The sequence below is a fragment of the Azospirillum sp. Sh1 genome, from assembly GCF_008365135.1.
Classification (GTDB): Bacteria; Pseudomonadota; Alphaproteobacteria; order Azospirillales; family Azospirillaceae; genus Azospirillum; species Azospirillum oryzae.
In genome coordinates this window covers 220,755-247,634 of the sequence record NZ_VTTK01000003.1, presented here as the reverse complement: position 1 = coordinate 247,634, position 26,880 = coordinate 220,755, and the positions used below count along the sequence as shown (strand labels likewise).

Annotated in this window: 25 protein-coding genes; 15 read left to right on the top strand and 10 right to left on the bottom strand. The window is 64.4% G+C overall.

All coding sequences use genetic code 11. The features are described 5' to 3' along the window. Positions 1-40: 40 nt before the first annotated feature. Together metF and FZ029_RS05650 are read right to left on the bottom strand one after the other, a co-directional pair. Positions 41-946 (bottom strand): methylenetetrahydrofolate reductase [NAD(P)H], encoded by a 906-nt coding sequence (metF, locus tag FZ029_RS05655; protein WP_149197370.1) that lies wholly within the window; start codon positions 944-946, stop codon positions 41-43. Further along, positions 943-1,938, bottom strand: coding sequence for a metalloregulator ArsR/SmtB family transcription factor (locus tag FZ029_RS05650; protein WP_149268339.1), 996 nt, complete (start codon positions 1,936-1,938; stop codon positions 943-945). Before FZ029_RS05650 ends, metF begins: the two co-directional genes overlap by 4 nt. A 468-nt stretch (positions 1,939-2,406) precedes the next feature. Here FZ029_RS05650 and FZ029_RS05645 point away from each other — a divergent pair, with 468 nt between their 5' ends. From FZ029_RS05645 to FZ029_RS05625, 6 genes are all read left to right on the top strand, one after another. Beyond that, positions 2,407-3,195, top strand: a complete 789-nt coding sequence (locus FZ029_RS05645) for a VacJ family lipoprotein (protein ID WP_149268338.1) — start codon at positions 2,407-2,409, stop codon at positions 3,193-3,195. Between the two features lie 172 nt (positions 3,196-3,367). Then, positions 3,368-3,997, top strand: coding sequence for an ABC transporter substrate-binding protein (locus tag FZ029_RS05640; protein WP_149268337.1), 630 nt, complete (start codon positions 3,368-3,370; stop codon positions 3,995-3,997). A gap of 209 nt (positions 3,998-4,206) precedes the next feature. Beyond that, a complete protein-coding gene (locus FZ029_RS05635) occupies positions 4,207-5,709 on the top strand; it encodes a pentapeptide repeat-containing protein (protein WP_149268336.1) in 1,503 nt (500 codons plus the stop codon). A 159-nt stretch (positions 5,710-5,868) separates the two neighbouring features. Beyond that, positions 5,869-6,006, top strand: a complete 138-nt coding sequence (locus tag FZ029_RS32910) for a hypothetical protein (protein WP_174757320.1) — start codon at positions 5,869-5,871, stop codon at positions 6,004-6,006. Between the two features lie 19 nt (positions 6,007-6,025). Then, on the top strand, positions 6,026-6,508 hold the full coding sequence (locus tag FZ029_RS05630; protein WP_149268335.1) for a YsnF/AvaK domain-containing protein: 483 nt from the start codon (positions 6,026-6,028) through the stop codon (positions 6,506-6,508). 5 nt (positions 6,509-6,513) lie between these two features. After that, on the top strand, positions 6,514-7,674 hold the full coding sequence (locus FZ029_RS05625; RefSeq protein ID WP_149268334.1) for a YsnF/AvaK domain-containing protein: 1,161 nt from the start codon (positions 6,514-6,516) through the stop codon (positions 7,672-7,674). A 92-nt stretch (positions 7,675-7,766) separates the two neighbouring features. Here the strand turns inward: FZ029_RS05625 and ettA are convergent, their stop codons facing one another. Continuing rightward, positions 7,767-9,443 (bottom strand): energy-dependent translational throttle protein EttA, encoded by a 1,677-nt coding sequence (gene ettA / locus FZ029_RS05620; RefSeq protein ID WP_149268333.1) that lies wholly within the window; start codon positions 9,441-9,443, stop codon positions 7,767-7,769. A gap of 176 nt (positions 9,444-9,619) precedes the next feature. Between ettA and FZ029_RS05615 the strand changes: the two genes are divergently transcribed. Then, on the top strand, positions 9,620-10,099 hold the full coding sequence (locus tag FZ029_RS05615) for a YaiI/YqxD family protein (protein WP_149268332.1): 480 nt from the start codon (positions 9,620-9,622) through the stop codon (positions 10,097-10,099). 83 nt (positions 10,100-10,182) lie between these two features. On the opposite strand, the gene FZ029_RS05610 is transcribed toward FZ029_RS05615, so the two are convergent. Both FZ029_RS05610 and FZ029_RS05605 read right to left on the bottom strand, forming a co-directional pair. Next, positions 10,183-10,455: a hypothetical protein gene (locus FZ029_RS05610; RefSeq protein WP_149268331.1), complete on the bottom strand. Its 273-nt coding sequence runs from the start codon at positions 10,453-10,455 to the stop codon at positions 10,183-10,185. Positions 10,456-10,610: 155 nt separating this feature from the next. Beyond that, complete coding sequence (locus tag FZ029_RS05605) at positions 10,611-12,014, bottom strand: FAD-linked oxidase C-terminal domain-containing protein (protein WP_149268330.1); 1,404 nt, start codon at positions 12,012-12,014, stop codon at positions 10,611-10,613. 192 nt (positions 12,015-12,206) lie between these two features. On the opposite strand from FZ029_RS05605, the gene FZ029_RS05600 reads away from it, so the two are divergent. The 8 genes from FZ029_RS05600 (at position 12,207) to lipA (ending at position 20,117) form a co-directional block, all read left to right on the top strand. Next, positions 12,207-12,509 carry a hypothetical protein gene (locus FZ029_RS05600; RefSeq protein ID WP_149268329.1) on the top strand — a complete coding sequence of 101 codons (303 nt, stop codon included), beginning with the start codon at positions 12,207-12,209 and terminating at the stop codon, positions 12,507-12,509. Between the two features lie 192 nt (positions 12,510-12,701). Further along, a complete protein-coding gene (locus tag FZ029_RS05595) occupies positions 12,702-13,766 on the top strand; it encodes an NAD(+)/NADH kinase (RefSeq protein WP_149268328.1) in 1,065 nt (354 codons plus the stop codon). Between the two features lie 37 nt (positions 13,767-13,803). Next, positions 13,804-14,787 (top strand): thiamine pyrophosphate-dependent dehydrogenase E1 component subunit alpha, encoded by a 984-nt coding sequence (locus tag FZ029_RS05590; protein WP_149268327.1) that lies wholly within the window; start codon positions 13,804-13,806, stop codon positions 14,785-14,787. Positions 14,788-14,822: 35 nt separating this feature from the next. Continuing rightward, entirely contained in the window at positions 14,823-15,854 is a 1,032-nt protein-coding gene (locus tag FZ029_RS05585; protein ID WP_149268326.1) for an alpha-ketoacid dehydrogenase subunit beta, read from the top strand. A gap of 166 nt (positions 15,855-16,020) precedes the next feature. Further along, positions 16,021-17,145, top strand: coding sequence for an acetoin dehydrogenase dihydrolipoyllysine-residue acetyltransferase subunit (locus tag FZ029_RS05580; protein WP_149268325.1), 1,125 nt, complete (start codon positions 16,021-16,023; stop codon positions 17,143-17,145). 106 nt (positions 17,146-17,251) lie between these two features. Further along, positions 17,252-18,037, top strand: a complete 786-nt coding sequence (locus FZ029_RS05575; protein WP_149268324.1) for a glucose 1-dehydrogenase — start codon at positions 17,252-17,254, stop codon at positions 18,035-18,037. 47 nt (positions 18,038-18,084) lie between these two features. Continuing rightward, positions 18,085-19,197 carry a 2,3-butanediol dehydrogenase gene (locus tag FZ029_RS05570; RefSeq protein WP_247892157.1) on the top strand — a complete coding sequence of 371 codons (1,113 nt, stop codon included), beginning with the start codon at positions 18,085-18,087 and terminating at the stop codon, positions 19,195-19,197. Continuing rightward, positions 19,197-20,117, top strand: coding sequence for a lipoyl synthase (gene lipA, locus FZ029_RS05565; RefSeq protein WP_149268323.1), 921 nt, complete (start codon positions 19,197-19,199; stop codon positions 20,115-20,117). The genes FZ029_RS05570 and lipA overlap by 1 nt, the downstream gene beginning before the upstream one ends. Before the next feature lie 43 nt (positions 20,118-20,160). Here the strand turns inward: lipA and FZ029_RS05560 are convergent, their stop codons facing one another. The 5 genes from FZ029_RS05560 to zapE all read right to left on the bottom strand — a co-directional run bounded on the left by FZ029_RS05560 (position 20,161) and on the right by zapE (position 26,637). Then, positions 20,161-22,932: a hypothetical protein gene (locus tag FZ029_RS05560; protein WP_149268322.1), complete on the bottom strand. Its 2,772-nt coding sequence runs from the start codon at positions 22,930-22,932 to the stop codon at positions 20,161-20,163. A gap of 12 nt (positions 22,933-22,944) precedes the next feature. Continuing rightward, complete coding sequence (locus tag FZ029_RS05555) at positions 22,945-23,838, bottom strand: hypothetical protein (protein WP_149268321.1); 894 nt, start codon at positions 23,836-23,838, stop codon at positions 22,945-22,947. Between the two features lie 17 nt (positions 23,839-23,855). Continuing rightward, on the bottom strand, positions 23,856-24,887 hold the full coding sequence (locus FZ029_RS05550; RefSeq protein ID WP_211104095.1) for a hypothetical protein: 1,032 nt from the start codon (positions 24,885-24,887) through the stop codon (positions 23,856-23,858). Positions 24,888-25,007: 120 nt separating this feature from the next. Then, a complete protein-coding gene (locus tag FZ029_RS32905; RefSeq protein WP_188051821.1) occupies positions 25,008-25,160 on the bottom strand; it encodes a hypothetical protein in 153 nt (50 codons plus the stop codon). Positions 25,161-25,464: 304 nt separating this feature from the next. Further along, positions 25,465-26,637 (bottom strand): cell division protein ZapE, encoded by a 1,173-nt coding sequence (gene zapE, locus FZ029_RS05545; protein ID WP_149268319.1) that lies wholly within the window; start codon positions 26,635-26,637, stop codon positions 25,465-25,467. Between the last annotated feature and the right edge of the window lie 243 nt (positions 26,638-26,880).

Here is a 26,880-nt window from a genome sequence, read left to right as displayed (position 1 = left end):
ATTCGCCGCCCCAGCATAGCACAGGGCGGCGTCCGGTGCCCTACCCCGCCACCGCCGCGGCGGCGGGCGCGGCCTTCGCCTTCACGCCCAGCATGCGGCAGATGGCGATGGTCAGGTCCGACCGGTTCAGCGTGTAGAAGTGGAAGTCGTTCACGCCCTGCGCCTGCAACGCCTGGCACTGCTCCGCCGCCACCGTCGCGGCGACGAGCTGGCGGGTCTCCGGGTCGTCGTCCAGGCCCTCGAAGGTCTCGGCCAGCTTCGCCGGCATCGAAGCGCCGCACTTGCCGGCGAACTCCACCGCGCGGGCGAAGTTGGTAATCGGCAGGATGCCGGGGACGATCGGCACATGGATGCCGGCGGCGGCACAGCGGTCGAGGAAGCGGAAGTAAGCGTCGTTGTCGAAGAAGAACTGGGTGATGGCGCGGGTGGCGCCGGCATCGACCTTGCGCTTCAGGTTGTCCAGGTCGAACTGGGCGCTCGGCGCCTCCGGATGGGATTCCGGATAGGCGGCGACCGAAATCTCGAAGTCGGCGATGCGCTTCATCCCCGCGACCAGATCGGCGGCATAGGCATAACCGCCGGGAAACGGCTCGTACCGGCCGCCGACACCGCCGGCGGTCTCCGGCGGATCGCCGCGCAGGGCCACCAGATGGCGGATGCCGGCGTCCCAATAGGTGCGGGCGATGGCATCGATCTCGTCGCGGGTGGCGCCGACGCAGGTGAAGTGGGCGGCGGCCGGTATGCCGGTCTCCGCCTGGATGCGGCAGACGGTGGCGTGGGTGCGCTCGCGGGTCGAGCCGCCGGCGCCGTAGGTCACCGACACGAAGCTGGGCGACAGCGGGGCCAGCCGCCGGATCGACTGCCACAGGCTCTGCTCCATCTTCTCCGACTTGGGCGGGAAGAACTCGAAGCTGATGGAGGGCAGCGAAGAAATGGGCGCGGTCATGACGGGACTCCGCTGAGCGAGTGGGCGGGCTTTTGGATTTGCGGGGACGAAATCTGGACACCGGCCGCAAGACGGGTGGCCGGCCAGATCGAAACGGTGAGGGGATCGCCCGGCAGATGCACCACCGGACCGCAGTCGAGGCCGGACTGGCGGCACCAGCCGGCGACCTCGGCGTCCGAGAAGCCCAGGCGGCGGTGCGCATGCTCCTCGCGCAGGGCTTCCAGATGATGGGGGGCGAAATCGACGACCAGCAGCAGGCCGCCGGGGCGCAGCACCCGCGCCGCCTCGGCCAGGACACCGGCCGGCGATTCGGTGTAATGCAGCACCTGATGGATCACCGCGGCGTCGAAGGAGCCGGAGGGGAACGGCAGCTGGTACATGTCGGCCTGACGGACGTGGCAGTGGCGCAAGCCCGCCTCCTCCAGCCGGTTGCGGGCGACGGCCAGCATTTCGCGCGACTGGTCTACCCCGATCGCGCGATGGACGCGCCCGGCCAGCACCTCCAGCATCCTTCCGGTGCCGGTGCCGATATCAAGCAGCTCCTCCACCCCCTCCTTCGGGAACAGGCGCAGCAGAGCGGCCTCGACCTCGCCTTCCGCAACGTGAAGGGAGCGGATTTCGTGCCAGCGCGCGGCATTCTCACGGAAATAGGCGGCGGCGGTCTCCGACCGGGCGCGCTTGATGGCGTCCAGCCGCTCCAGATCCAGGATCAGGGTGGGATCGTCCGCAGGGATGGCGGCGACCAGCACCCGCGCCAGCTCGGCCGACTGCCCCTTCTCGGCGAGGCGGTAGAAGGCGAAGGTGCCCTCGCGGAAGCGGTCGAGCAGGCCGGCGTCGCACAGAAGCTTCAGATGGCGCGAGACGCGCGGCTGGCTCTGCCCCAGGATCTGGGTCAGCTCCGTCACCGTCAGTTCGCCATGCGCGCAGAGCGCGAGCAGCCTGAGCCTGGTCGTTTCGGCCGCCGCCTTCAGCGTCGCAAGCAGATCGTCCATCGCCTCACGTCCGATTCGGGCCAGGGGGAGGGCCAGAGAGGGTGGTGGCCAGCCGATGCACCATGCCCGGCCGCTCCTGATACAGATATAAAGATATCTTTATGCGTCGTAAACCGCTTTTCGCGAACGGCAGCGGCAATGGCCGCGAAACGGCCTCGCCGGGCCGCTTCCGCTGTGCGGTTCCGCGATCCGAACCGAGCCTGCGCAAACTTTCCCGCGGTTCTGCGGCAAAGCCGCCACAATCGTCGCGCCGTTCCGGAGGTCAGGCCCGCGCATGCTGGTCAAAGGGCCAAGCCTGTGTTAGGTCAGGAAACGGTGGAAATTCTGCGATATCTCGCCCAATCTTCCCCCCGACCGCGTAGCCACCTTGCCAGGGTTGAGGACTTCGGCCATCGGAGTCTTCGGTTGTGGACAGGACATGCGACGCCCCGCACCTGAGTCGAGCCCACAGATAAAGAGCCGTCGCACATGAAGCTGGCCAGCCTTTCCCGCTCCCTCCTCCGTTCGGCCACCGTCCTGGCCTTTGCCCTGACGGCCACCGCCTGCGCGACCAATCCGGGCGACTCGGGTGCGTCGGATGCGGCCTATCAGGTCAGCGATCCGCTGGAAATCCCCAACCGCTTCGTCTTCGCCGCCAACGAGGCGGCCGACGTCCTGGTGATCCGCCCGGCGGCGGAGGTCTATGTGGGGATCGTGCCCGATCCGGTTCGCGACGCGATCCACAACTTCATCGACAACCTGATGGCGCCGCTCTACATCGCCAACAACCTGCTGCAGGGCAATGTCGAAGGGGCGACGAACGCCACCGGCCGTTTCATGACCAACACCATCCTGGGCGTGGGCGGTCTCGCCGACGTCGCCACCCAGGCCGGCATCCCGCACGCGCCGGAGGATTTCGGCCAGACCCTGGCGGTTTGGGGCGTCGGCGACGGCCCGTATCTGGTCCTGCCGCTGCTCGGCCCGTCGAACCTGCGCGATACCGCCGGCTATGCCGTCGACACCGTCGGCGACCCGGTCCGCATCTGGGCCTATGCCAACGACCACAAGGGCGTCTACATGACCCGCGGCATCGTCAGCGCCATCGACCGCCGGTCGGAGGTGCTGAAGGAGGTCGACGACCTGCGCCGCAACTCGCTGGACTTCTACGCCACCGTGCGCAGCCTCTACCAGCAGCAGCGCCGCGCGGCGATCAACAACAACAAGGCGCCGGCCACGCCGGAATTCCCGGACTTCTCCACCCAGCAGCCGAAGCCCTGAGGCTTCGGTCGCGCCGGAACCGCCGTGCCCTGTCCGTCAGGTCGGGAGCGGCGGCCGGTCCCGCGGACGTGGGCAGCCAACCGGCAGGGGCCGCCCCAAAAGCGTTCAGATGCCGCCCAAAGGCCAGATGACCGTTGACAAAGTCGCCGCAACAGCCACTTTTCGCCCTATCATGCTGACACGCCGCCAGTTTGTCGCGTCCGCTGCCCTGCTCGCGGTGAGCGGTTGGGCCGGGCACTCTCTCATCTCTCCCGCCGCCGCGCAGAGCGCGGACCAGGGGGCCGCGTCGTTCATCCAGAAATTGGGGAACGACGCCATCGCAACCTTCTCGGACAAGAGCCTGTCGCGCGATCAGGCGATCCAGCGTTTCCGCAAGCTGCTGTACGCCGGCTTCGACGTGCCGTACATCGGGCGCTGGGTGCTGGGCCGCTACTGGAACAGCGCCAACGAGGCGCAGCGGACCGAGTACCAGAAGCTGTTCGAACAGCTGATCGTCAACACCTATGCCGAGCGTTTCGTCGAATATTCGGGCGAGACCTTCAAGATCGCCGGCGTCGCCCCGGCCGGTGAATCGGACAGCATGGTGACGACGCAGATCGTCCGCCCCAACGGCCCGCCGGTGAATGTCAGCTGGCGCGTCCGCAAGGTCGGCGCCGACTACAAGATCATCGACGTGGTGGTGGAGAATGTCAGCATGGGCGTGACCCAGCGGCAGGAATTCGCCTCCGTCATCGAACAGAATGGCGGCCGCGTCGATGGCTTGATCCAGGCGTTGCGCCAGAAGGTCGGCCGCGCCGGCTGACAGCCGGGCGGCAGGGCAGACAACAATCCGTAAAAGGCCGCTTTCCCCGAGGGGACGCGGCCTTTTTCTTGTCCGGCCTTTTCTTGTCAGGATTGCCGGCCCCGATGTTGGCCGGCCGTTCAGAATCCGTGACGCGCCTGCCCGAACGGGCTATCGTTGCACCGACGCTGCTGTCTTTCGTCATACGGTGGATCCGGGAACCCGACGCCATGGCCGAACGCGATCCGAAAGAGATCGACGAACTCCGGACGATCATCCAGGCGCATCAGGCGTGGCTAAAGCGTCCGTCCAGCGGCCGGCGCGCCGATCTCAGTTTCCGCGATCTGTCGCGGCTGAACCTGGAGCGCGTGTCGCTGGCCGGCGCCAAGCTGGCTGGCGCTAACCTCGGCAATACCCGGATGGTGAAGGCCGACCTGTCGCAGGCCGATCTGTTCGGCGCCGATATGGAGGCGGTGAACCTGACCGGCGCCATCCTGACCGGCGCCGATCTGCGCGGAGCCAACCTGCACCGCGCGCTGTTGACCGACGCCAACCTGCGCGGCGCCGATTTCCGCGCGGGCGAGCTGGTGGACAGCGGCGGTGTTCAGGACGGCGGGCCGAAGGCCGCCCGCGGCACCGGCACCACCCGGCTGACCGAAGCGAAGATGGAGCGGTCGATCCTGGCCGGCGCCAACTTCTCCGGCTGCGACCTGACCGGCGCCGACCTGAACGATGCCGACCTGACCGGGGCGGAGCTGACCTCGGCCGTGCTGATGGGCACCGATTTCTGCGGCGCCAACCTGGACGGGGCCGTGTTCGGCAACACGGTGATGGACCACGCCACCCTGACCCGCACCTTCATCCCCTTCGCCCTGCCCCCCGACGCCATCGTCCGGCCCAGCTACACCGCGATGCCGGTCGCCGAGTTCCTGGAACTGGTGGAGCGGCACGAGCACTGGGTCGACAGCGGCGGCGCGGAGGGGGCGCGGCTCGACCTCGACCTCGTGTCGGTGGCCGGGGCGGACCTGCATGGGCGGACGCTGGCGGCGGCCCGGCTGCGCCGCTGCCGCCTGCCGGGCGCCCGCCTGACCAAGGCCAGCCTGGAAATGGCGGAGCTGTCCTACATCGACCTGGACGAGGCCGACCTGCGCGACGCCGTGCTGCGCGGAGCCACCCTGCGCCGCGCCTATCTGGCACACACGTTGATGACCGGGGTGGACGCCCGCCCGGTGCCGCTGGCCGGCGGCCGCGACTGGCCCGCCAATTTCGAAGGCGCCGACTTCTCCGACTCCGACCTGCGCGACTCCACCATGGGACCGGCGATCGTGCGCGGTGCCGTGTTCCAGAATGCCCTGACCGACCGGTCGGGCATCGACATCGCCGGCGCATCCAGCCCCTTCCCCCCTCCCCCACCGGAAGAGCGGCGGCGGCAGAAGCGTTTCGTCCGGCCCGGCATGGTCGTCCACACCGACCATGGCAGCTTCCCCGCCCGCAACTGGTCGGTGGGCGGGCTCTGCCTGTTGGCGGTCAACCAGCCCTACCAGCGCGGCCAGACCTTCCAGGCCCGCGTCGTCCTGGCCGACCGGCAGGAGGTGGCCGCCGTCGCCAACCTGGTCGTCCTGCATCGTGATGAGGAGCGCGGGCAGCTGTCCGTCCGCTTCCATCAGTATGGCGACGACCTGAAGATGCTGCTGAAGACCGCCTTCCTGGAGCACCAGAAGATGGTGGGCTGAGGCCGGCAGTCACTCCGCCTTCCGCCGAACCATTCGAAAACACAGGATCGTTGATTCTCCGAAACGAATAGGGGGAACGATCCGAAGGGCCTCCTGTTTGATGGGAGCACGCCGGATGGGGGCACGACCCGCGCCGGTCGACACCCGAAGGAGGCTCCCATGGCAGACGAACAGAAACCCAGGAAAGTTGGTGTGTATGACTCCGTGACCGGAGCCGGCAGTTCGGGCATGAACTGGATGTGGATCATCATCGGCCTGATCGTGGTCGCGATCGTCCTCTATCTCCTGTTCCGCTGACCCGGCGGCACCCGCCGCCATGACGGCCGACAACGGACCGCCTCCCGCCCGGACCATCGAATCCAAGAGCATCGAGTCCAGGACCATCGAAGAGGGCGATGCGGTCATTCCCCTGCACGACGAGTCGGTAACCGTCGGCAAGCAGAGGGTGGAACGAAGCCGCGTCCGCGTCACCACGCGTGTATCCGAACACGAAGAGATGGTCCGCGAAGCGCTGGAGCACGAAGAGGCCACGGTCACCCGCGTTCCGATCGACCGAGAGATCGACGCCCATCCCGGCATCCGCCAGGAGGGGGACGTGACGGTGATCCCACTGGTCGAGGAGGTGCTGGTGGTGGAGCGCCGCCTGATTCTGCGTGAAGAACTGCACATCCGCAAATCCCGGCAGATCGTCGAGGTCGAGCAGCCCGTCACCCTGCGTTCCGAAGAGGCGGTGGTGGAGCGGGTCACAGCCCCGACCGCACCCGTCCGGTCCCCCAATCAGAACAAGTCCGAGGAGTAACGCCGATGACCAAGACCATCATCGCCCTCTATGACCACCGATCCGACGCCGAAACCGCCTCGCGCGATCTGCAGGCCGCCGGCTTCGAGTCCAGCGCCATCGAAATCCTGTCGCACGGCGATCTGACCGGCGGCGGCTGGAGCGGCGGCGGCACGTCGGAGACCGGAACCGGCATGGGCACCACCACCGGCGACGCCTCTCTGGGCGCGGCGAGCGGCACCGCCCGCACCGACCTGTCCACCGGCTATGTCGCCTCGCCCAACACGGTGCCGCCCGTCGGCATGGGGCTGGGTGCCGGAGGCGGCATGGGGACCGGCGCGGCGGCGGCGGGAACCACGGGCTACACGGACACCACGACCGGCACCGGTTCGGGCGGCATGCTGACCCGCCTCGCCGGCTGGGGCGTGCCGAACCAGGATGCGCAGGTCTATGCCGAAGGCGTTCGCCGCGGCGGCTCGCTGCTGAAGGTCCGGTTGGACGAGGACGATGTCGACCGCGCCATGGAGGTGCTGGAGCGCGGCAATGTGGTGGATGTCGAGGAACGCGGCAGCGCCTATCGCGAGTCCGGCTGGACCGGCTACGATGAGACCGCCGACTATTATGACGACCGCTCGGCCGAAGAGGAGCGGCTGCGCTATTCGCCGGGCCGCACCACCGTCACGACGTCCGGCCTGACCGGTGCCGCGGCGGCCATGCGCGACGTGAACACCGAAACCACCCGCAGCGGCACCTCCGAACGCGAGGAGCAGATCCCGATCGTCGAGGAGCAGGTGAACATCGGCAAGCGCACCGTCGAGCGCGGCGGCGTCCGCGTCCGCACCTATGTCGTCGAGACCCCGGTCGAGGAACAGGTGCGCCTGCGCGACGAGACGGTCACCGTCGAGCGCCGCCCCGGCGGCATGGCCTCTAGCGGATTGGGGGGCAGCGCGGACGTTCCGGCCGACGCCTTCCGCGAGCGCACCATCGAGGTGACGGAGACCGACGAGGAAGCGGTGGTCAGCAAGACCGCCCATGTCCGCGAGACGGTCGTGGTCCGCAAGGATGTCGAGGAACGCGCCCAGAGCGTCCGCGACACCGTCCGCCGCACCGAGGTGGAAATCGAGGACACGCGGGACAAAAACCAGCCCGACCGCCACACCGACCGGTCGGACGACGTGACCCGCTGACCGTCCCGACCATTCACGGGCAAGAAAAAGGCCGCCCCTTCCAGCCGGAGGGGGCGGCCTTTCTCGTTCCGCCTACAGGATCATCCCTGCAATCAGCTGCGCACCAGCGGCTTGTACTTGATGCGGTGCGGCTGGTCGGCGTCGGCGCCCAGGCGGCGCTTCTTGTCGGCCTCGTAATCCTGGAAGTTGCCTTCGAACCATTCGACGTGGCTTTCGCCCTCGAAGGCCAGGATGTGGGTGGCGATGCGGTCGAGGAACCAGCGATCGTGGCTGATGACCACGGCGCAGCCGGCGAAGGCCTGCAGCGCGTCTTCCAGCGCCCGCAGCGTATCGACGTCCAGGTCGTTGGTCGGTTCGTCGAGCAGCAGGACGTTGGCGCCGGACTTCAGCATCTTGGCGAGGTGGACGCGGTTGCGCTCACCGCCCGACAGCTGGCCGACCTTCTTCTGCTGGTCGGGACCGCGGAAGTTGAAGCTGGAGACATAGGCGCGGCTGGGCATGGTCTTCTTGCCAAGCTCGACCAGATCCAGCCCGTCGGAGATCTCCTCCCACACCGTCTTCTTGGCGTCCAGGCTGTCGCGGCTCTGGTCGACATAGCCAAGCTTCACCGTGTCGCCAACCCGGAAGGTGCCGGCGTCCGGCCCGTCCTGCCCGGTGATCATGCGGAACAGCGTGGTCTTGCCGGCGCCGTTCGGGCCGATGACGCCGACGATGCCGCCCGGCGGCAGGCGGAAGGTCAGGCCGTCGATCAGCAGGCGGTCGCCGAAGCCCTTGGCGATGTTCTCCGCCTCGATGACGACGTTGCCGAGCCGCGGCGGCACCGGAATGACGATCCGCGTCTCGCCGCCCTGCTCCTTGGCGCTTTCGGCCAGCAACGTCTCGTAGGCGGTGATACGCGCCTTGCTCTTGGCCTGACGGGCGCGCGGGGACTGCCGAATCCACTCCAGTTCGGTCGCCAGCTGCTTCTGCCGGGCTTCCTCCTGGCGGCCTTCCTGCTCCAGGCGCTTCTGCTTCTGCTCCAGCCAGGACGAGTAGTTGCCTTCCCACGGAATGCCCGACCCACGGTCGAGTTCGAGGATCCAGCCGGTGACGCTGTCCAGGAAGTAGCGGTCGTGGGTGACCAGCACGACGGTGCCCTTGTAGTCCTCCAGGTGCTTCTGCAGCCAGGCGACCGATTCGGCGTCGAGGTGGTTGGTCGGCTCGTCGAGCAGCAGCAGGTCGGGCTTTTCCAGCAGCAGCTTGCACAGCGCGACGCGGCGGCGCTCACCGCCCGACAGCTTGGTCACGTCGGCGTCGCCCGGCGGGCAGCGCAGGGCGTCCATGGCGATCTCGACCGTGCGGTCGATGTCCCAGGCGTCGGCCGCGTCGATCTTCTCCTGCAGCTCGCCCTGTTCGGCCAGCAGCGCGTCGAAATCGGCATCCGGGTCGGCCATCATGTTCGACACTTCGTTGAAGCGGTCGAGCAGCGCCTTCGTCTCCTTCAGCGCCTCCATGACGTTTTCCTGGACGTTCTTGGTCGGGTCCAGCTGCGGCTCCTGCGAGAGGTAGCCGACCTTGGCGCCCTCTGCCGCCCAGGCTTCGCCGGAGTAGTCCTTGTCCAGACCGGCCATGATCTTCATCAGGGTCGACTTACCGGCGCCGTTGACGCCGAGCACGCCGATCTTCACACCCGGCAGGAACGACAGCCAGATGTTGTCGAGAACCTTCTTGCCGCCAGGATAGACCTTGCTCAGGCCCTTCATGACATAGACATACTGGTAGGACGCCATGCGCCGCTCCGACCTTCCGAAAAGATGTGAGAATTGGCGCCGCCCATTCCTTGCGGTTCCACGGCACCCTGTCGCTAGGGTCCGGTTTTAGCGCATAAGGGCCGTGCATGAAACCTTGTTGAGCCGACCCGCCGGGATCGGGCGGTATCGGCGGGAAATAGGCAGGAGGAAAAGGATTGGTCAGCCCCGAAGTCGAAATCTACGTCGACGCCGACGCCTGCCCGGTCAAGGCCGAGATTTACAAGGTCGCCGGCCGCACCGGCTGCAAGGTGTGGATCGTCGCCAACGCGCCCTTGCGCCTGCCGACGGAGTGCATGGCGGAACTGGTGGTGGTCAGCGACGGCTTCGACGCCGCAGACAACTGGATCGCCGAACATGCGGATTCGACCGACATCGTGGTGACCGCCGACATCCAGCTTGCCGACCGCTGCGTGAAGCGCAATGCGGTGGTGATCGGCCCGACCGGACGCCCCTTCACACCGGACAGCGTCGGCTCGGCGCTCGCCACCCGCGCACTGATGCAGGATTTGCGCGACATGGGCGTGGTCGGCGGCGGCAACGCGCCGATGAGCCAGCGCGACAAGTCGCAGTTCCTGCAGACGCTGGACCAGGCGGTGCAGGCGCTGAAGGCGGGGCGCCGGCCGAAATTCCGGTGAGGAATGCGCAGCGACAGAGCAAAGGCCCGGTCCTCATTGGAACCGGGCCTTCTTGCTGGATAGGAGCACCGATGGCTTGATGCTCACTCCCAGCCGGCGGCCTTCTCGCAGGCCTTGCGGGCCTGGGGATTGGCTTTTTCCCACTGGGTGATGGTCCGGGTTTCGTTGTCGTCCATCTTTTCATTCATGCAGACGCAGTATTTGTTAACCACCGCCTCCGGCACCTTGGCGTCGGCGTTGTCCTTCATGCACTGGGCCACCCACTTGGCGTTGTCGTCCGCCATGGCCGGCGAACCCGTCGCCAGCCCAACGAACGACAGGACACCAAGAGAAAGAGCGAGAGCAGCAAACTTCATGACCGGGCTCCACATTGGGGGGCGCGACGGAATGGTCGCACCGCGCCGACAGTCGGCACCCCCGATGGTAAGAGCGATAATCAGAGCCTCACAAGAAAAGACTACGCCTTAAGAAATAAGGCGTAGTTCATAGGCACGCGAAGACTTGCTTGTGATTAGACCCGCACCACCTTGCCCGGATTCAGCAGGTTGTTTGGATCGAAGGCGCGCTTCAGGTCGCCCATGACGTTGAACGCTTCGCCGGTCTCCTGTTCCAGGAACGCCATCTTGCCATAGCCGATGCCGTGTTCGCCGGTGCAGGTGCCGCCCATCTCCAGCGCACGGGTCACCATCTTGTCGGCAAGGCGCTGGGCCTCGGCCAACTCGGCCGGGTTCTCCGGGTCGAGGACATAGACGAGGTGGAAGTTGCCGTCACCGACATGGCCGACCATCGGGGCCAGCATGTTGGACTCCGCCAGATCCTGCTTGGTCTCCAGAATGCAATCGGCCAGACGCGAGATCGGCACGCAGACGTCGGTCGGCCAGCCCTTCGACCCCGGACGCAGGGCGAGCGCGGCGTAATAGGCGTCGTGCCGGGCCTGCCACAGCTTCGACCTGTCCTCCGGCCGGGTGGCCCAGGCGAACTCCATGCCGCCATGTTCCTGCGCGATGGCCGCGACCATCTCCGCTTGCTCCTTCACGCCGGCCTCGGTGCCGTGGAATTCGAAGAACAGGGTCGGAGCGACCGCGTAGTCGAGCTTGGAGTATTTGTTGACGGCGTCGATCTGGACCTCGTCCAACAGTTCGATGCGGGCGACCGGAACGCCGACCTGGATGGTCTGGATCACCGTGTCGACGGCGCCCTTGATCGACTGGAAGGCGCAGACGGCCGACGAGATGGCCTCCGGAATGCCATAGAGCTTCAGCGTCACCTCGGTGATGATGCCGAGCGTGCCTTCGGAGCCGACGAACAGGCGGGTCAGGTCATAGCCGGCCGCCGATTTGCGCGCCCGCCCGCCGGTCTTGATGACGCGGCCATCGGCCAAAACCACGGTCAGGCCCAGGACATTCTCGCGCATCGTGCCGTAACGCACGGCGTTGGTGCCGCTGGCCCGCGTCGCCGTCATGCCGCCCAACGAGGCGTTGGCGCCGGGATCGATGGGGAAGAACAGGCCGGTGTCGCGCAGATGCTCGTTCAGCTGCTTGCGGGTCACGCCGGCCTGGACGGTGACATCCAGATCCTCCGGGCTGACGCGCAGGATCTGCTGCATGCCCGACAGGTCGATGGTGATGCCGCCGGCCAGCGCGGCGATGCCGCCCTCCAGAGAAGTGCCGGTGCCGAAAGGAATGACCGGCAGCCTGTGCTTCGCGCAGATCTTCACGATCGCGCTGACGTCCTCGGTCGAGTTCGCGAAGGCGACGCCATCCGGCGGACAGGGGGTGTGGTAGGACTCGTCCTTGCCGTGATGCTCGCGCACCGGCAGGGAGGTGGTGAACCGGTCGCCCAGCAGAGCCGTCAGCTCGGCCCGAGCCTCCTCGGTCAGGGCCGCGCGCGGCTGGGTGGTGGCGATGACGGTCATGGGTGTTGTCCTCCCCGGTCGATGGTTCATTGGTATGACCAAGCGAGGCTAAAGCGGCAGGCGAACCCTTGGCAAGACGGGCGATGCGCAGGGGTGGAATGCCGGGGCGCGGAGGGTGAATACAAGGGTGGGCGGCCGTTGACTCACGCGCGAGTGGGATCCATCATCGCTCAATCGAATGGAGAGTGGCAGATGGCCGAACCGACGCTCACCGATGTGTTGAACGCGATCGCCGACATGGGGCGGCATTTCAGCGTCAAGCTGGATGCCAACACCGAGCGGCTGGACCGCTTGGAACGTGACCTGCGCGACTTCAAGAGCGAGATGACTACGTTCAAGAACGAGATGCAGACTTTCCAGGAGGTTCAGAAGGAAAGGCACGTCGAACTGCGCACCGAATTGAAGGTCGTCAGCGCCCGGCTGGACGAACAGCGGCAGACCATCAACGCCATGATCCCAACCCGCATCGCCGCGGTGCCGCCCGCCGCGGAGTGACGCCACACCTGTTGCACCGACGGCGCAACAGTCCATGCAACACCTGTTGCAACGCCCCACCCCGCCGCGCCACCCCGAACCGTTGAAAATCAAGAAAATCCGCTGAACTGACCATCTGGCACGGCAGTTGCTCTTACCCCTTCGAACCGCGCGTCGATCAACGGCGCGCCGCAACGAGGGGGAGGCGCAATCTTGGCTCCGGTCGTCGGCATCGTCGCCAATCCGGTTTCCGCCCGCGATATCCGCCGGGTCGTCGCCAACGCCACCAGCCTGCAGATCGCCGACCGGGCGAACATCCTGCTGCGGGTGCTGGCGGCGCTGCATGCCTGCGGCGTCCGCGACGTTCTGATGATGCCGGAGAATGGCGGCATCCGCGCCCATGTCGAACGCGGCATGATGCGGGCCCGCTCACGCGGCGAGGACATCTATCCCGCTCTCCACCCCGTTTCCATGCCGGTCACCGGCACGGTCGCCGACACCCACCGCTCCACCGCCGAGATGCGGCGGGCCGGCGTGTCGGCCCTGGTGGTGCTGGGCGGCGACGGCACCCACCGGGCGGTGGCGGCGGAATGCGGGACGGTGCCCATCGCCGGCATCTCCACCGGGACCAACAACGCCTTCCCCGAACACCGGGAGCCGACCATCACCGGGCTCGCCACCGGGCTGGCCGTCACCGGCCGGGTGCCGCCGCACATCGCCTTCGCCGCCAACAAGAGCATCGACGTGTCACTCATCAACGGGGCGAACGGCGGCGCCGTCACCGAGATGGCGCTGGTCGACGTCGCCCTGGTGACGGAACGCTACATCGGCGCCCGCGCCCTGTGGCGGACCGAGAATTTCCGCGAACTCTACGTCACCTTCGCCGACCCGGAGGTGATCGGCATGTCGGCCATCGCCGGCCTGCTGGAACCCGTCGGCCGCGACGAGAGCGGCGGCCTGATGGTGCGGCTGTCACCGGACGGCGACTGCCGCAAGGCTGCCACCACGCTCCACGCCCCCATCGCGCCGGGGATGATGGCCCGGGTCGGCATCACCGACTGGCGCCGCATGCCGGCCGACGTGGCCTTCGTGCCGGAGGTCACCGCCGGCTCCATCGCGCTGGATGGGGAGCGCGAACTGTCCTTCTCCGAACGCGACCGTCTGTCCCTGACGCTCCGGGACGACGCCTTCCGCACGGTCAACGTCGCCGCAGTGATGCGGCACGCCGGCCAGAACCGGCTGCTGACCGGCACCCCGGTGCCCGTCGCCGCCTTCTGACAACCACAACCCAAATCAACCAGGGAGAAAACACCTCATGGCCCAGAATCCCTTCCCCCTCGGCAAGGACGAGCTGCTGAAGGCCTACCGCACCATGCGGACGATCCGCGAGTTCGAGGAGCGGCTGCACGTCGATTTCGCCAAGGGCGACATCCCCGGCTTCGTCCACCTCTATGCCGGCGAGGAGGCCTGCGCCACCGGCATCATGATGCACCTGAACGACAACGACCGCATCGCCTCCACCCACCGCGGCCACGGCCACTGCATCGCCAAGGGCGTCGATGTCCACGCGATGATGGCTGAGATCTATGGCCGTTCCACCGGCGCCTGCCGGGGCAAGGGCGGGTCGATGCACATCGCCGACCTGTCCAAGGGCATGATGGGCGCCAACGGCATCCTCGGCGCCGGCGCGCCGCTGATCTGCGGCGCGGCGCTGGCCGCCAAGGTGCGCGGCGACCGAGGCGTCGGCATCACCTTCGTCGGCGACGGCGCGTCCAACCAGGGCACCTTCCTGGAAAGCCTGAACCTCGCCGCGGTGTGGAACCTGCCGGTGGTCTTCGTGGTGGAGAACAACGGCTATGCCGAATCCACCGCGATGGAATGGGCGGTGTCCTGCGACAGCTACGTCGACCGCGCCACCGGCTTCGGCATGCCGGGCGTCACGGTGGACGGCACCGACTTCTTCGCGGTGTACGAGGCGGCGGGCGAGATCATCCGCCGCGCCCGCGACGGCGGCGGTCCGGCGCTGCTGGAATGCAACATGGTCCGCTTCTACGGCCATTTCGAAGGCGACGCCCAGACCTACCGCGCCAAGGGCGAGTTGGAGGCGATCCGTGCGTCACGCGACTGCCTGACCATCCTGTCGGAACGGGTGATCGAGGCCGGGGTGATCGGCCGCGACGAGTTGCAGGCCATCGACCGTGACGTGAACGCGCTGATCGAAGACGCCGTGCGCGCCGCCAAGGCCGCCCCGCTGCCGGTGGCCGAAGACCTGCTGCGCGACGTCTACGTCTCCTACTGAGCCCATTCAAGAAACGCCAAACGCGGAGGAAACACATGTCCCGCAAGATCAGCATGAAGCAGGCGATCAACGAGGCCCTGGACCTGGAAATGCGCCGCGACCCCACCGTCATCGTCATGGGCGAGGACATCGTCGGCGGCACCGGCGCCCACGGCGAGGAAGACGCCTGGGGCGGCGTGCTGGGCGTCACCAAGGGGCTCTACGCCAAGCATGGCAACCGGCTGATGGACACGCCGCTGTCGGAATCCGCCTATATCGGCGCCGCCATCGGTGCCGCCGCCTGTGGGCTGCGTCCGGTGGCGGAACTGATGTTCCTGGACTTCATGGGCGTCTGCTTCGACCAGATCTTCAACCAGGCCGCCAAGTTCCGCTACATGTTCGGCGGCAAGGCGGAGACACCGGTGGTGATCCGCGGCATGGTCGGCGCCGGCTTCCGCGCCGCGGCCCAGCATTCGCAGATGCTGACCCCGCTGTTCACCCACATTCCGGGCCTGAAGGTCGTTTGCCCCAGCAACGCCTATGACGCCAAGGGCCTGCTGATCCAGTCGATCCGCGACAACGACCCGGTCATCTTCTGCGAGCACAAGAACCTCTACGGCATGGAATGCGAGGTTCCGGCGGAGAGCTACGCCATCCCCTTCGGCGAGGCGAACGTGCTGCGCGACGGCGACGACGTGACCATCGTCAGCTATGGCCTGACCGTCCACCGCGCGATGGAGGCGGCGACGGCGCTGGCCAAGGACGGCACCGAAGCCGAGGTGATCGACCTGCGCACCCTGTCGCCCATCGATTGGGACACCATCGTCGAGAGCGTCGAGCGCACCGGCCGTCTGGTGGTGGTGGACGAAGCGCATCCGCGCTGCAACCTTGCCACCGACATCGCGGCCTTCGTCGGCCAGAACGCCTTCGGGGCGCTGAAGGCCGGCATCCAGATGGTGACCGCGCCGCACACGCCGGTGCCCTTCGCGCCCTCGCTGGAGGATCTGTACGTCCCCAGCGCCGACAGCATCGCCAGCGCCGTGCGGCGTACGCTGTCGCCCAAGGGGGCGCGCAGCATCGCGGCGTGAGGTAAGCGCCGGCCTGAATGCCCCCTCCCCGACCCTCCCCCGCTTCGCGGGAGAGGGGGCCTTTTGCGAAGCGGCGGCAGTCCCCTCCACCGCCGTAGGCGGGGGAGGGTTAGGGAGGGGGCACCCGCTGCCAATCAAAAAAAGCATTCCCAGGAGCCTGAATCACATGTTAAACGAGCGCATCAAGCCCATCGTCATGCCGAAATGGGGCCTGTCCATGTCGGAGGGCAAGGTCACCGGCTGGCTGAAGCGGCCGGGGTCCACCATCTCCATCGGCGATGAGCTGCTGGAGGTCGAGACCGACAAGATCACCAACGTGGTCGAGGCGGGAGAGACCGGCGTCCTGCGCCGCGTGCTGGGCGAACCCGGAACCGTCTATCCGGTCAAGGCGCTGATCGCCGTGCTGGCCGAGCCCGACGTGCCGGACGACGACATCGACGCCTTCATCAGCGCCTATGCCGTCCCGGCCAGCGAAGACGACGGCGAGGCCGAGGCCGGCCCGCAGTACCACACCGCCGAGACCCCCGCCGGCACCATCCGCTATGCCAAGCGCGGCGAAAGCGGGCCGACCGTCCTGCTGGTCCACGGCTTCGGCGGCGATCTCGACAACTGGCTGTTCACCATCGACGCGCTGGCGGAAAACGCCACCGTCTACGCGCTCGACCTGCCCGGACATGGGCAATCCACCAAGCAGATCGCCGACGCCAGCCTGTCCGGCCTGTCGAAGGCGGTATTGGGCTTCCTCGACACGGTCGGGGTGGAGCGCGCCCATTTCGTCGGCCATTCCATGGGCGGAGCGGTGTCGATGCGCACGGCGCTCGACGCGCCGGGCCGGGTGGCATCGCTGTCGCTGATCGCGTCGGCCGGCCTGGGCGAGCAGATCGACCACGGCTATATCCAGGGCTTCATCGGTGCGACATCGCGCCGCGATCTTAAACCGGTCCTGGAGACGCTGTTCGCCGACCGTGGCCTTGTCAGCCGCAATCTGGTTGACGACCTCTTGAAGTACAAGCGACTGGACGGCGTTGACGAGGCCCTGCGGGCGTTGTCGGCGTCGCTGTTCGCCGACGGCCGGCAGGCCAGCGTGCTGGCATCCGGGATCGCGGATGCCAGCACGCCCACGCTGGTCGTGTGGGGCGAGGAGGATCGTGTCATCCCCGCCGACCACGCCCAGGCGCTGGCGAACACGGCACAGGTCGCCGTCATCCCCGGCGCCGGCCACATGGTGCAGATGGAGGCGGCCGGCAAAGTGAACGCGCTGCTCAAGGACCACATCGCCAAGGCGAACTGAGGCGGCCAAAATTAAAGAACGAGGCCGGCCTCTCCCCTACTTCCGTCCCGATCCACCCGCAACCGGCGCGCAGGCTATCCGCCAGCACGCCGGCAGGAGACCGCTCATGCCTGATCTCAAGGACAAGAGCATCATCGTCACCGGCGCCGGCCGCGGCATCGGCGCCACCATCGCCAAGGCGCTGGCCGCCGACGGTGCCAAGCTGACCATCGCCGACCGCAACGCGGCCGACGCCCAACAGGTGGCCGAGGCCATCCGTGCCGTCGGCGGCGCGGCAATCGCCGTCACCGTCGACGTCCGCGACCGCGCCGCCGTCCGCCGCATGATCGACGAGACGGTGAAGACCCATGGCCGGCTCGACGTCATCTTCAACAATGCCGGCATCGCCCAGACCAAGCCCTTCCTCGACATCACCGAGGACGACTGGCACACGGTCAACGACGTCAACGCGCTGGGCGTGCTGATCGGCATGCAGGAAGCGATCAAGACGTTCAAGAAGCAGGGTGGCGGCGGCAAGATCGTCAACACCGCCTCCATCGCCGGCAAGCAGGGCTATGAGCCGCTGGCCCATTACTCCGCCAGCAAATTCGCCGTCGTGGCATTGACCCAGGCCGCCGCCCGCGGCTTCGGCAAGGACGGCATCACCGCCAACGCCATCTGCCCCGGCGTGGTGGCGACCGAGATGTGGAAGATCATCGACCAGGGCTTCCGCGACACCGGCATCACCAAGTCGGAGAACGAGGCCTTCGACATGTTCGCCGCCGGCGCCGTGCTGGGCCGGCCGTCGCGGCCCGACGATCTGGTCGGCGTCGCCCGCTTCCTCGCCTCGTCCGACAGCGACTTCATGACCGGCCAATCCCTGCTGGTCGACGGTGGGATGGTGTTCGCCTGATCGTCCCGACCGCTCGCCTCACAACGATAAAACCGGAGGACAACACCATGAGTGCCACTTCGATGAAGGCCGCCGTCTGGCATGGCCGCAAGGACATCCGGGTCGAGGACGTGCCGCTGCCGGGCGCCCCGCCCGCCGGCTGGGTGCAGATCAAGGTGCATTGGTGCGGCATCTGTGGGTCCGACCTGCATGAATATGTCGCCGGCCCGGTCTTCATCCCCGTCGATACGCCCCACCCGCTGACCGGGCTGAAGGGCCAATGCATCCTGGGCCACGAGTTCAGCGGCGAGATCGCGACGCTGGGCGAGGGCGTCACCGGCTTCGCGGTCGGCGACCGGGTGGCGGCCGACGCCTGCCAGCATTGCGGCGAGTGTTATTACTGCAAGCACGGCATGTACAACATCTGCGAAAAGCTGGCCTTCACCGGCCTGATGAACAACGGCGCCTTCGCCAGCCTGGTCAATGTCCCGGCCGAGCTGCTCTACAAGCTGCCCGACGGCTTCCCGACCGAGGCCGGCGCCCTGATCGAGCCGCTGGCGGTCGGCATGCATGCGGTGAAGAAGGCCGGCAGCATCGTCGGCGAGACGGTCGTGGTGGTCGGCGCCGGCACTATCGGCCTGTGCACCATCATGTGCGCGAAGGCGGCGGGGGCCGGGCGGATCATCGTCCTTGAGATGTCCGCCGCCCGCAAGGCCAAGGCGCTGGAGGTCGGCGCCAGCATCGTGCTCGACCCCAAGGACTGCGACGCGGTGGCGGAGGTGAAGGCGCTGACCGGCGGCTACGGCGCCGACGTGTCGTTCGAATGCATCGGCCACCGCGACACGGCGAAGCTCGCCATCGACGTGATCCGCAAGGCCGGCAAGACCGTGCTGGTCGGCATCTTCGAGGAGCCGAGTTCCTTCAACTTCTTCGAGATCGTCGCCACCGAGAAGCAGGTCATCGGCTCTCTCGCCTACAATGGCGAGTTCGCCGACGTCATCCGCTTCATCGCCGACGGCCGCATCGACGTGCAGCCGCTGATCACCGGCCGCATCACCCTGGACGACATCGTCAGCGGCGGCTTCGAGGAATTGGTCGCCCACAAGGACCGCAATGTGAAGATCATCGTGCAGCCGCAGGCGGCGCTTGCTGCGGCCGAACAGCCGGAGCTTGTTCACTGATGGCCCTGCCCGCGATGCACATGAAGCCCGCCCGCCCGGAGCATCGGGCAGAGAAGCCGTCGTGGCTCCGTGCCCGCGCGCCCGGCGGTGCGGCGTTCGAGGACACGCAGTCGCTCGTCCGCCGCCACGGCCTGAACACGGTCTGCGAGGAGGCCGCCTGCCCCAACATCGGCGAGTGCTGGAGCAAGCGTCACGCCACGGTGATGATCCTGGGCAGCGTGTGCACGCGGGCCTGCGCCTTCTGCAACGTCGCCACCGGCCGGCCGGACGCGCTCGACCCCCACGAGCCTGATCGGCTGGCCGAAGCGGTGGGCGAGCTTGGCCTCGCCCATGTCGTCATCACCTCGGTCGACCGCGACGACCTGCCGGACGGCGGCGCCGCGCATTTCGCCCGCTGCATCCGCCGCCTGCGCGACACCGCCCCCAGTACGACGGTGGAGGTGCTGACCCCCGATTTCCGCAACAAGGCCGGCGCGGTGGAGACGGTGGCGGATGCCCGGCCCGACGTCTACAACCACAATCTGGAAACCGTGCCGCGGCTCTATGCCGATGTGCGGCCCGGCGCGCGCTATTACGGGTCGCTGCGCCTGCTGGAACGCGTTAAGGACCGCGACCCGACCATCTTCACCAAGTCCGGCATCATGGTCGGACTGGGCGAGGAGCCGGCGGAGGTGTTGCAGGTGATGGACGACCTGCGGGCGGCGGGCGTCGATTTCCTGACCATCGGCCAGTATCTCCGCCCCACCCCCAACCATCACCCGGTTGCCCGCCACGTCACGCCCGAGGAGTTCGAGCGCTACGGCACGGTGGCGCGGGCGAAGGGCTTCCTGATGGTGTCGGCGACCCCGCTGACCCGCTCCTCCCACCACGCCGGCCGCGACTTCGAGGAGTTGCGGCGGCGGGCGGGAGAGAGGGTTTGAGCGGACAGGAGTTGTAAGGCCAGTTGCCTGCCTTCACCACGGACTAACGTGCCGTCCGGCGAATACTCTCCGTCAGCTCATAGAATGCTTCTTTATTTATATCGTTGATGTTGTCCTCGACGACTTTATACAGCTTCTTTTTAACGGTACGGAAAAGCCGTCGAGGATATCCATCGAAGGAGAGTCTCAGGCAACTGCTTTCGATCCCCGAGAGGCAGGAATAAACATCTTGAATGTTGCTGGACAAAGTTGTCAGCTTCTCGATCGGAGAAATTCCGGCATTGGGGTCGAACAGCTTGCCTCCATTCAGATCAAATATCAGCTTTCCAAAATGCCACGCTAGCGTCGCGGCCGGGTACTGCTCCTCAACGGCACAGTCGCGGTGAAAGGCGGTGCGCTTCCAACCAGCGTGATCGCGTTCGCCATTTTGCAAATCTGCCCACGTCTTCTCCAGAACGTTCCACACGTCATTATATTGTTTGAAGACGTTTGGCCATTCCGCACGCGTTTCCTTGGCAATAGCAATCCGTATGTAGTCAAGGTGCGGATTGGGTGTTTCCTCTCCCCAAACCGCCATGTATAAAGTGAGCAGGATTTGCAGGCTGCGCGCCTTTATATAGTGCCAATAAACCTTCTGCGACTCGCTGGCATCCGGGCACGCCGCTAAGTTATCATCAATCTCACGAGTGACCCCGAAGCATAACTCCATAGCCTTCAGCGTTGCTTGATAGTGCGGAAACCCAAACACGGTCTCGAATGCATCTTGGGCGTCGGTGGTCTTGAGGTCGCCCAATACCAGCCATTCAAGGATGGTGCCCGCACAGCCCAGCCGAAAACGGAGATCGCTGGGCTTTTCCTGGTTCAGAAGTGTGATGGTTTCGGATGCGTCGCTCAAGTTGGTGAGCACCTGAGAACGCAATCTCTTTTTCTGGGACGCCAGTCCCCGCAAAGCCAAATGCTTGATGAAGCGGCATTCAGCATTAAGATCCCTGTCGCGGATCCCATCGATTCGATCCCTATCGAGATAATCGATGGCGACATTCCAGTTTCCAACGATCGCTGCGGCGAGGGCAGTCGCAAAAATCGTGAGTTGTCCTGCCAACGAGTTGGCGCCGACACTACCTGACTCCCTCAGTAGGCGTTCGAGATCAAGCTTCCGATGTTTGACCGAAGCAGTACTGGCATCGTCAAGCATCTGCGGATTGATCTTGACCACATATCTGAGCTTGCCTGCGCGCGGCAAGATCATCCAGTGCGCTGGCTCCCGCTCACGCTCCGGGACGTAATACGCTTGCAACTCGGTTCGAGCCAACGCCGACAAAATGGTGTCGCGAAGCAAGGCATCGGTTCTCTCGCGCAAAAACGCAAGAAGAACGGTTTTCGGATCGCTGTCTTCCAACGCGTGGACAGCCACATATGCTCGCGCCTTCTCCAAGTTGGGATTTCTCCCGCCACGAAGCTGCTTTTGTTCGGCATTGAATCGCTCGGCAACATATCCTGCTTCAGAGGAATAGATCTTTCTCTTCAGCGCAGTCCAGGATGGGCTGATGCGATCTTCTATCTTCCGGATTTCTTCAACAGTGACCTCCCGACTGTTCAAGGCCGCACGCACGAAACCGCCAAGCACTGAATTGATTCGCTCCAGGGACGGATAGACGTCTTTCGCTACGCTGAGCGGCAGGGTAGCCGCGAGGAACTTGGGATGCCGGACCGGCACGAGCAGTTCGCCTTCGCGGAATGTGCGGATGACACGTCCCAGAAGCGTCCTGTGCGTGACCAGTTGAAACGTCGACTCGCCACCATGTTGGACCAGCAGGTCGTTGACGGCATGAACATAGGTGGCGGACATCGCCGCGCGCCACATATAGCCTTCGTTCCGAGAACTCCCGTGCTTCGACAGCGTTTTGTTGATGCCGTCGAGTGTATACAACAAGTCGAAGATGCCTTCGGTGATTCCGACATATTCCGTGATGCCGTCTTCGCGCTGGAGGTTTCTGAGGCTTTTCTGGAAGCCTTCCTTATCTTTAACCTTTTCCGAGATGCATGTTGCATCGATTTCGTTGAAGAACCGAATCCGACTTTCTTCCCGATCAAAGAGCTTACGGTATCTTTCCAGAACCTGTTCACCATGCTCGAGGCTCGCGATGGCCAGCAGACCGACGGAAATGCTTGCCTCATCCCTGGTCCATGCCGAGAGGAGCTCGTCCTGAGCGACCGGATTGTTGAACGAAATCAGGCGTGGATCGCGATTCAGGAGGTTGCGGTTCTGGGCAATCCATTCCCCGTAAAGCCCTCGGTCATTCTCCAGTTTCTCAACAGCCGGTGTAACCAGAGATCGCAGTGTATTCCAATTCAGAGAAAGCGTTTTGTTCCTCTGACCTGAACTGAAATACTGTATGTGATCCCGACAGTTTTCAGCGTTGGGAGGGAGCAGAACAGGATTTGCATCTCGACCAAAAAGCATGGTTTCCAAACGAAACAGATATTCTGCTCCGCGGATCTCCATTATTTTTTGTCTTTCTTCACCTTCGACCGGAATCGGAAAGGAGAAATATCGCCGGGCGTTATCATCCAATTCAGCAAAGGAACGGAGCGAAACGTCATCGACCGCGAAAGCCGACCTGTCGCTGTGTCCGTTGCGGAGTATGCAGTTCAGGTCACGCTGGAAATCCAGCAACTCGTCGCGCAAATGGATAAGCGTATAGAACTCTCCAAATGCGTCGTTTGGCTTGTAAGATATGCTTTCAGTGGCGTCAAGTATCCGAGCACGCGCATCGTCCACGACACCCTTGCCAAAACAAATCCGGTTCCGCATGGGCATCTTTCCTTATAGAGCCAGAAGTTCATTGATGGATGATCGACTGGCTTCCAAAGACGGCGGTCGAACCAGGATATCCTTATGCCGGAAATTAAACGTTTCCTCCAGGAGTGCACATGCTCTTGGGAAGGAGTAGAATGGAGATGACGATTTATGTGATTTATCAATTTGGGAAAAATCAAAATCCTGACCGATAATCTTGCGCCAAAATCTTGGTAACTCAGCCGCCAGCACCTTCGTTCGCGCCAATTCCCCAACTCCCCACAGGTAGGGGCCTGCAAAATATTGTGGCGCAATCCTCTCTGATTTCCATTCCATTTCATTCAGCAGCCGTAAGCAGAATTGTGCCAAGCCCACTCTTTCGGACGGGCTCCCGACCGCTGGAAAGTATTTCTGGGAAAAATACAAAATAAGGCATGAATTCGAGAAATACGATGCCGTTATATTGTCATATAAATTTGGAATACTTCCTCCAGAATATATATTTCCGCACATCCTATCAAAAAGATCAGCGGCTGTCATAGAATGAATATCGATGAAATAATTGCTTCGAGTTATTTTATTCACCGACAGATAATGGCATTCGTCATCGCGCAAGTATCTCAATATTTGAATTATTTCTGACAATCCTTGAAATCCTGATGTCCACGTCCACTCTTGCGCCGACGTATAGAATAATTCACGTAGGACAAGCTCACTCGCCTCATCCGTCTCTTTTAACACTTTTGCGAGATCAATGAAATATTCCGCAAACGTTTTCTCATCGTCAGGCCAGACGAGATATGGGCTGAGGCTGGCACGCTGCGCCCAATACGAATGCATGGCGCGACGCATATCGCCTAAGTTACCCTGCTCGATTGTCTGACGGAAATCTCTAACCCCTCGCTCCACCCACCTGTCCATAGCATCGGATCCTTATCTTAAGCCGTTCTTTTGCGGTCATGTTCGAGGCAGAATTCCTCTCCGAAGCGCCTTTTCGCAGCCACACCCGGTTTTGGGCACCCACAGTCCTTGTACTGTGAGGCTGTCAGAAATCCTACCAAGTTGATATTGGCAGCGCTTTGGAGGGGGAGACCAGAGCAGACTGCTTCGGGCACCCCTTCCTCGCATGCCTGCATATCGACGCCGTCATTGAGCGGCTCAGTTCGACCCCATCCGTCACTTTTATCAGCGGATAGATAGCAGTCCGGAAAGCCGCCCGCAAATATGGTGGGACGGCGTACCGCCTCAGCCGGAAAAGCCGTCCCATCGAATGTGAACACGAACCGGAGGTCATAGGGCTTCCGGTCCGGCTTGAGCCCAAGCACATTGATGGCTGCAGCCAGCCGCCTGGACGGGCTTGCGTCCTTTCCCACCATCGATTCGATTTTCTCGTTCAACTCACGTTCAGGAGCGAGCCAGCAGACCGTCAGGGTCTCAGGTTCGCCAATCCGATTGAGGTCGGGCGGAGCAATTGTGACCGTCGTCGTCGCGTAGCTCTTGCCGCCGCTCCCGACACCGACAACGGCGGCGGCGCTTCCGGCTTTGACAGAGCCACTCTTGAGAGACTCGTCAACTTCCCGGCTAAGCTTACCCAACTCTTCAATGTATTCATCATGATCATCGATAGAGCTAAGATACTCCAATCGGCTTTCGAAAGAAGGATCATGCACGCACGTCGAAAGCAAAGTATCTTTAGCAACAAACCATTTTACAACGGTGGACAAGCGTGGACCAAATTTTGCATGGTCCACGGTGCTACCGGACATTTTTACCAATCCATATTTTCTGCAGAAATATTCAAGAATAAATGCATGATCATCTTTATCAGAACACCCAGAAAGATGCATTTCAAATGCTTTTATTGTCGATTTATTTGCAATGTTTTTTTGCGTCTCAAATTTGAAATTGTAGAAAATATTATCGCTGCCTCTGCATGATTCAGCTTTACTTACCCAAGCGTCAATATTCATTTCCCATTGTTCCCAAAAAAAGACAGGCATAAACAACCCATGCAGCTTTTAGGCTGTCAGTCCGGGAATGATACGACTTCTGAAGTGCAATTCAAAACAGATTGTCTCGCCACAACGGTTTCAGCAGGCGAACCATTCGGCCGCAAGGGCGATCAGCTTCGAGCGGAGGAAGGAGCCGATACGGCGCCATTGCAGCAAGCCCGACAGCCTCTTTCTTTCCTGACGCCTTGCTGGACAGTCACGAAAGCCGCCGTTTCCGCTGGAGTCGTCCAAGCCTGCGCCTCCGGAGTGCATCCTCCCGAACCGGACACGACCTCACGATCCTCGGCATTCTCCTGTTCGGCGGGATCACGAACATATTCTCGTCCCCTCTTCCATCGGGCATTCCTGCCCGTGACGGCGCATAGGCTAGCTGCAGGCGACCACCGGCGCAGGCCAGACAGGACCTCGCAAGGAGAGGGCACAGCGGGTGGCGCCGGAGCGTGGAGCATCGGCCGGCGGATGCGACGCTCTCCTGTATGCCGAGACCAGCAGGAGAGACACATATGGCACCGACCGGAAGGCGCTCAGAAAATAATCACGTCAGATGCTGCCTCTGCAGATAGTCCTCGCTCTGCATCTCCATCAGCCGGCTCACCGTGCGCTCGAACTCGAAGGCGTGGGTGCCTTCCGGGTAGAGGCGTTCCGGCGGGCCTTCGGCGGCGATGACGACGTTGACCTTGTGCTCGTACAGCGCGTCGATCAGCGTCATGAAGCGCTTGGCCTCGTTCCGCAGTTCGTCCTTCATCGTCGGGACATGGTCGATCAGGACCGTGTGGAAATGGGTGGCGATGGCCAGATAGTCGGCCGCCCCCAGCGGCTTGCCGCACAGGTCCCAGAAATCGACCCAGGCGACGCATTTGGCGGCACGGTCGATCTCGACGCGGCGACCCTGCACCGTCAGGCTGCAGGGCTCGCCCGCCGCGCCGCCGGTCAGGTCTGAGAAGGCCTTGGCAAGCGCCGCGTCCGACGCCGCGCCCAGCGGGTGGTGGTAGATCGGCACGCCCTTCAGACGGTCCAGCCGGTAGTCGGTAGGGCCGTCCAGCGACAGGATGTCCAGCTTCTCCTTCAGAAGCGCGATGAAGGGCAGGAACAGCTCGCGCTGGAGCCCGTCCTTGTACAGCATGTCCGGCGGCCAGTTGGAGGTCGCCACCACCACCACGCCCAGGTCGAACAGGTTGGTGAACAGCCGGCCGAGAATCATCGCGTCGACGATGTTGGTGACGTGGAACTCGTCGAAGCAGAGCAGCCACGCCTCGTCGGCCAGCGCCCGGGCCAGTTCGGGCAGTGCCTCGTCCGGGCCGTCACCCTTCCCCTTGCCGGATTGGCGATGGTCGTGGATGCGCTGGTGGATCTCCAGCATGAACTCGTGGAAATGGACGCGCCGCTTCTTGTCGACCGGGGCGGTCTCATAGAACAGGTCCATCAGCATCGACTTGCCGCGCCCGACGCTGCCGTAGATGTACAGCCCCTGCGGCGCGGTGGAGGCGATGTCCGGCGGCGGCGGCGTGGCGCGGCGGCGACCCAGACCGAACCGTTCCAGCCACCCTCCCCCGGAGGGCTTGTCGTCGCCGGCGGGCTGCGGCTGATAGCCCTTCAGCGCCTGATACAGGCTTTGGAACTTCTCCGCCGCCAGTTCCTGGTCGGGATCGGGGCGAAGCGTGCCGCTGCCGCGGCGGGCGCGGTAGAGCGAAAGCGGTCCGTCGGTCATGGGAATATGGGCGATCCGGCTGCCAAGATGGTCCCTTACCTAGCGGATGGAGCCGTTCCCGGCAACCGCCGACAGGATGGCGGGAGGGGAATGGCAGGGTGGCGCAGGGCGCCGTGAAAGCCACTGAGACGGCCCCCGGGGCGGGAACGCGGCGGCGCGGCATCTGCGCGCATCGGCAATCCCCATGTTTCAGTCCAATTACACTTTCTTTAGGGTAACGGTTCATTTAGTCAACATGGGCCG

Excerpts from the sequence above, each read along its gene's own strand:
- FZ029_RS05580 (WP_149268325.1), top strand. The coding sequence starts at position 16,021 with ATGTTAAACGAGCGCATCAAGCCCATCGTCATGCCGAAATGGGGCCTG.
- FZ029_RS05645 (WP_149268338.1), top strand. The coding sequence starts at position 2,407 with ATGAAGCTGGCCAGCCTTTCCCGCTCCCTCCTCCGTTCGGCCACCGTC.
- FZ029_RS05570 (WP_247892157.1), top strand. The coding sequence starts at position 18,085 with ATGAGTGCCACTTCGATGAAGGCCGCCGTCTGGCATGGCCGCAAGGAC.
- FZ029_RS05585 (WP_149268326.1), top strand. The coding sequence starts at position 14,823 with ATGTCCCGCAAGATCAGCATGAAGCAGGCGATCAACGAGGCCCTGGAC.
- FZ029_RS05555 (WP_149268321.1), bottom strand. The coding sequence starts at position 23,838 with ATGGACAGGTGGGTGGAGCGAGGGGTTAGAGATTTCCGTCAGACAATC.
- FZ029_RS05550 (WP_211104095.1), bottom strand. The coding sequence starts at position 24,887 with ATGAATATTGACGCTTGGGTAAGTAAAGCTGAATCATGCAGAGGCAGC.
- FZ029_RS05640 (WP_149268337.1), top strand. The coding sequence starts at position 3,368 with ATGCTGACACGCCGCCAGTTTGTCGCGTCCGCTGCCCTGCTCGCGGTG.
- FZ029_RS05600 (WP_149268329.1), top strand. The coding sequence starts at position 12,207 with ATGGCCGAACCGACGCTCACCGATGTGTTGAACGCGATCGCCGACATG.
- FZ029_RS05590 (WP_149268327.1), top strand. The coding sequence starts at position 13,804 with ATGGCCCAGAATCCCTTCCCCCTCGGCAAGGACGAGCTGCTGAAGGCC.
- FZ029_RS05560 (WP_149268322.1), bottom strand. The coding sequence starts at position 22,932 with ATGCGGAACCGGATTTGTTTTGGCAAGGGTGTCGTGGACGATGCGCGT.
- FZ029_RS05630 (WP_149268335.1), top strand. The coding sequence starts at position 6,026 with ATGACGGCCGACAACGGACCGCCTCCCGCCCGGACCATCGAATCCAAG.
- FZ029_RS05650 (WP_149268339.1), bottom strand. The coding sequence starts at position 1,938 with ATGGACGATCTGCTTGCGACGCTGAAGGCGGCGGCCGAAACGACCAGG.
- lipA (WP_149268323.1), top strand. The coding sequence starts at position 19,197 with ATGGCCCTGCCCGCGATGCACATGAAGCCCGCCCGCCCGGAGCATCGG.
- FZ029_RS05610 (WP_149268331.1), bottom strand. The coding sequence starts at position 10,455 with ATGAAGTTTGCTGCTCTCGCTCTTTCTCTTGGTGTCCTGTCGTTCGTT.
- FZ029_RS32910 (WP_174757320.1), top strand. The coding sequence starts at position 5,869 with ATGGCAGACGAACAGAAACCCAGGAAAGTTGGTGTGTATGACTCCGTG.
- metF (WP_149197370.1), bottom strand. The coding sequence starts at position 946 with ATGACCGCGCCCATTTCTTCGCTGCCCTCCATCAGCTTCGAGTTCTTC.
- zapE (WP_149268319.1), bottom strand. The coding sequence starts at position 26,637 with ATGACCGACGGACCGCTTTCGCTCTACCGCGCCCGCCGCGGCAGCGGC.
- FZ029_RS05605 (WP_149268330.1), bottom strand. The coding sequence starts at position 12,014 with ATGACCGTCATCGCCACCACCCAGCCGCGCGCGGCCCTGACCGAGGAG.
- FZ029_RS05575 (WP_149268324.1), top strand. The coding sequence starts at position 17,252 with ATGCCTGATCTCAAGGACAAGAGCATCATCGTCACCGGCGCCGGCCGC.
- FZ029_RS05625 (WP_149268334.1), top strand. The coding sequence starts at position 6,514 with ATGACCAAGACCATCATCGCCCTCTATGACCACCGATCCGACGCCGAA.
- FZ029_RS05635 (WP_149268336.1), top strand. The coding sequence starts at position 4,207 with ATGGCCGAACGCGATCCGAAAGAGATCGACGAACTCCGGACGATCATC.
- ettA (WP_149268333.1), bottom strand. The coding sequence starts at position 9,443 with ATGGCGTCCTACCAGTATGTCTATGTCATGAAGGGCCTGAGCAAGGTC.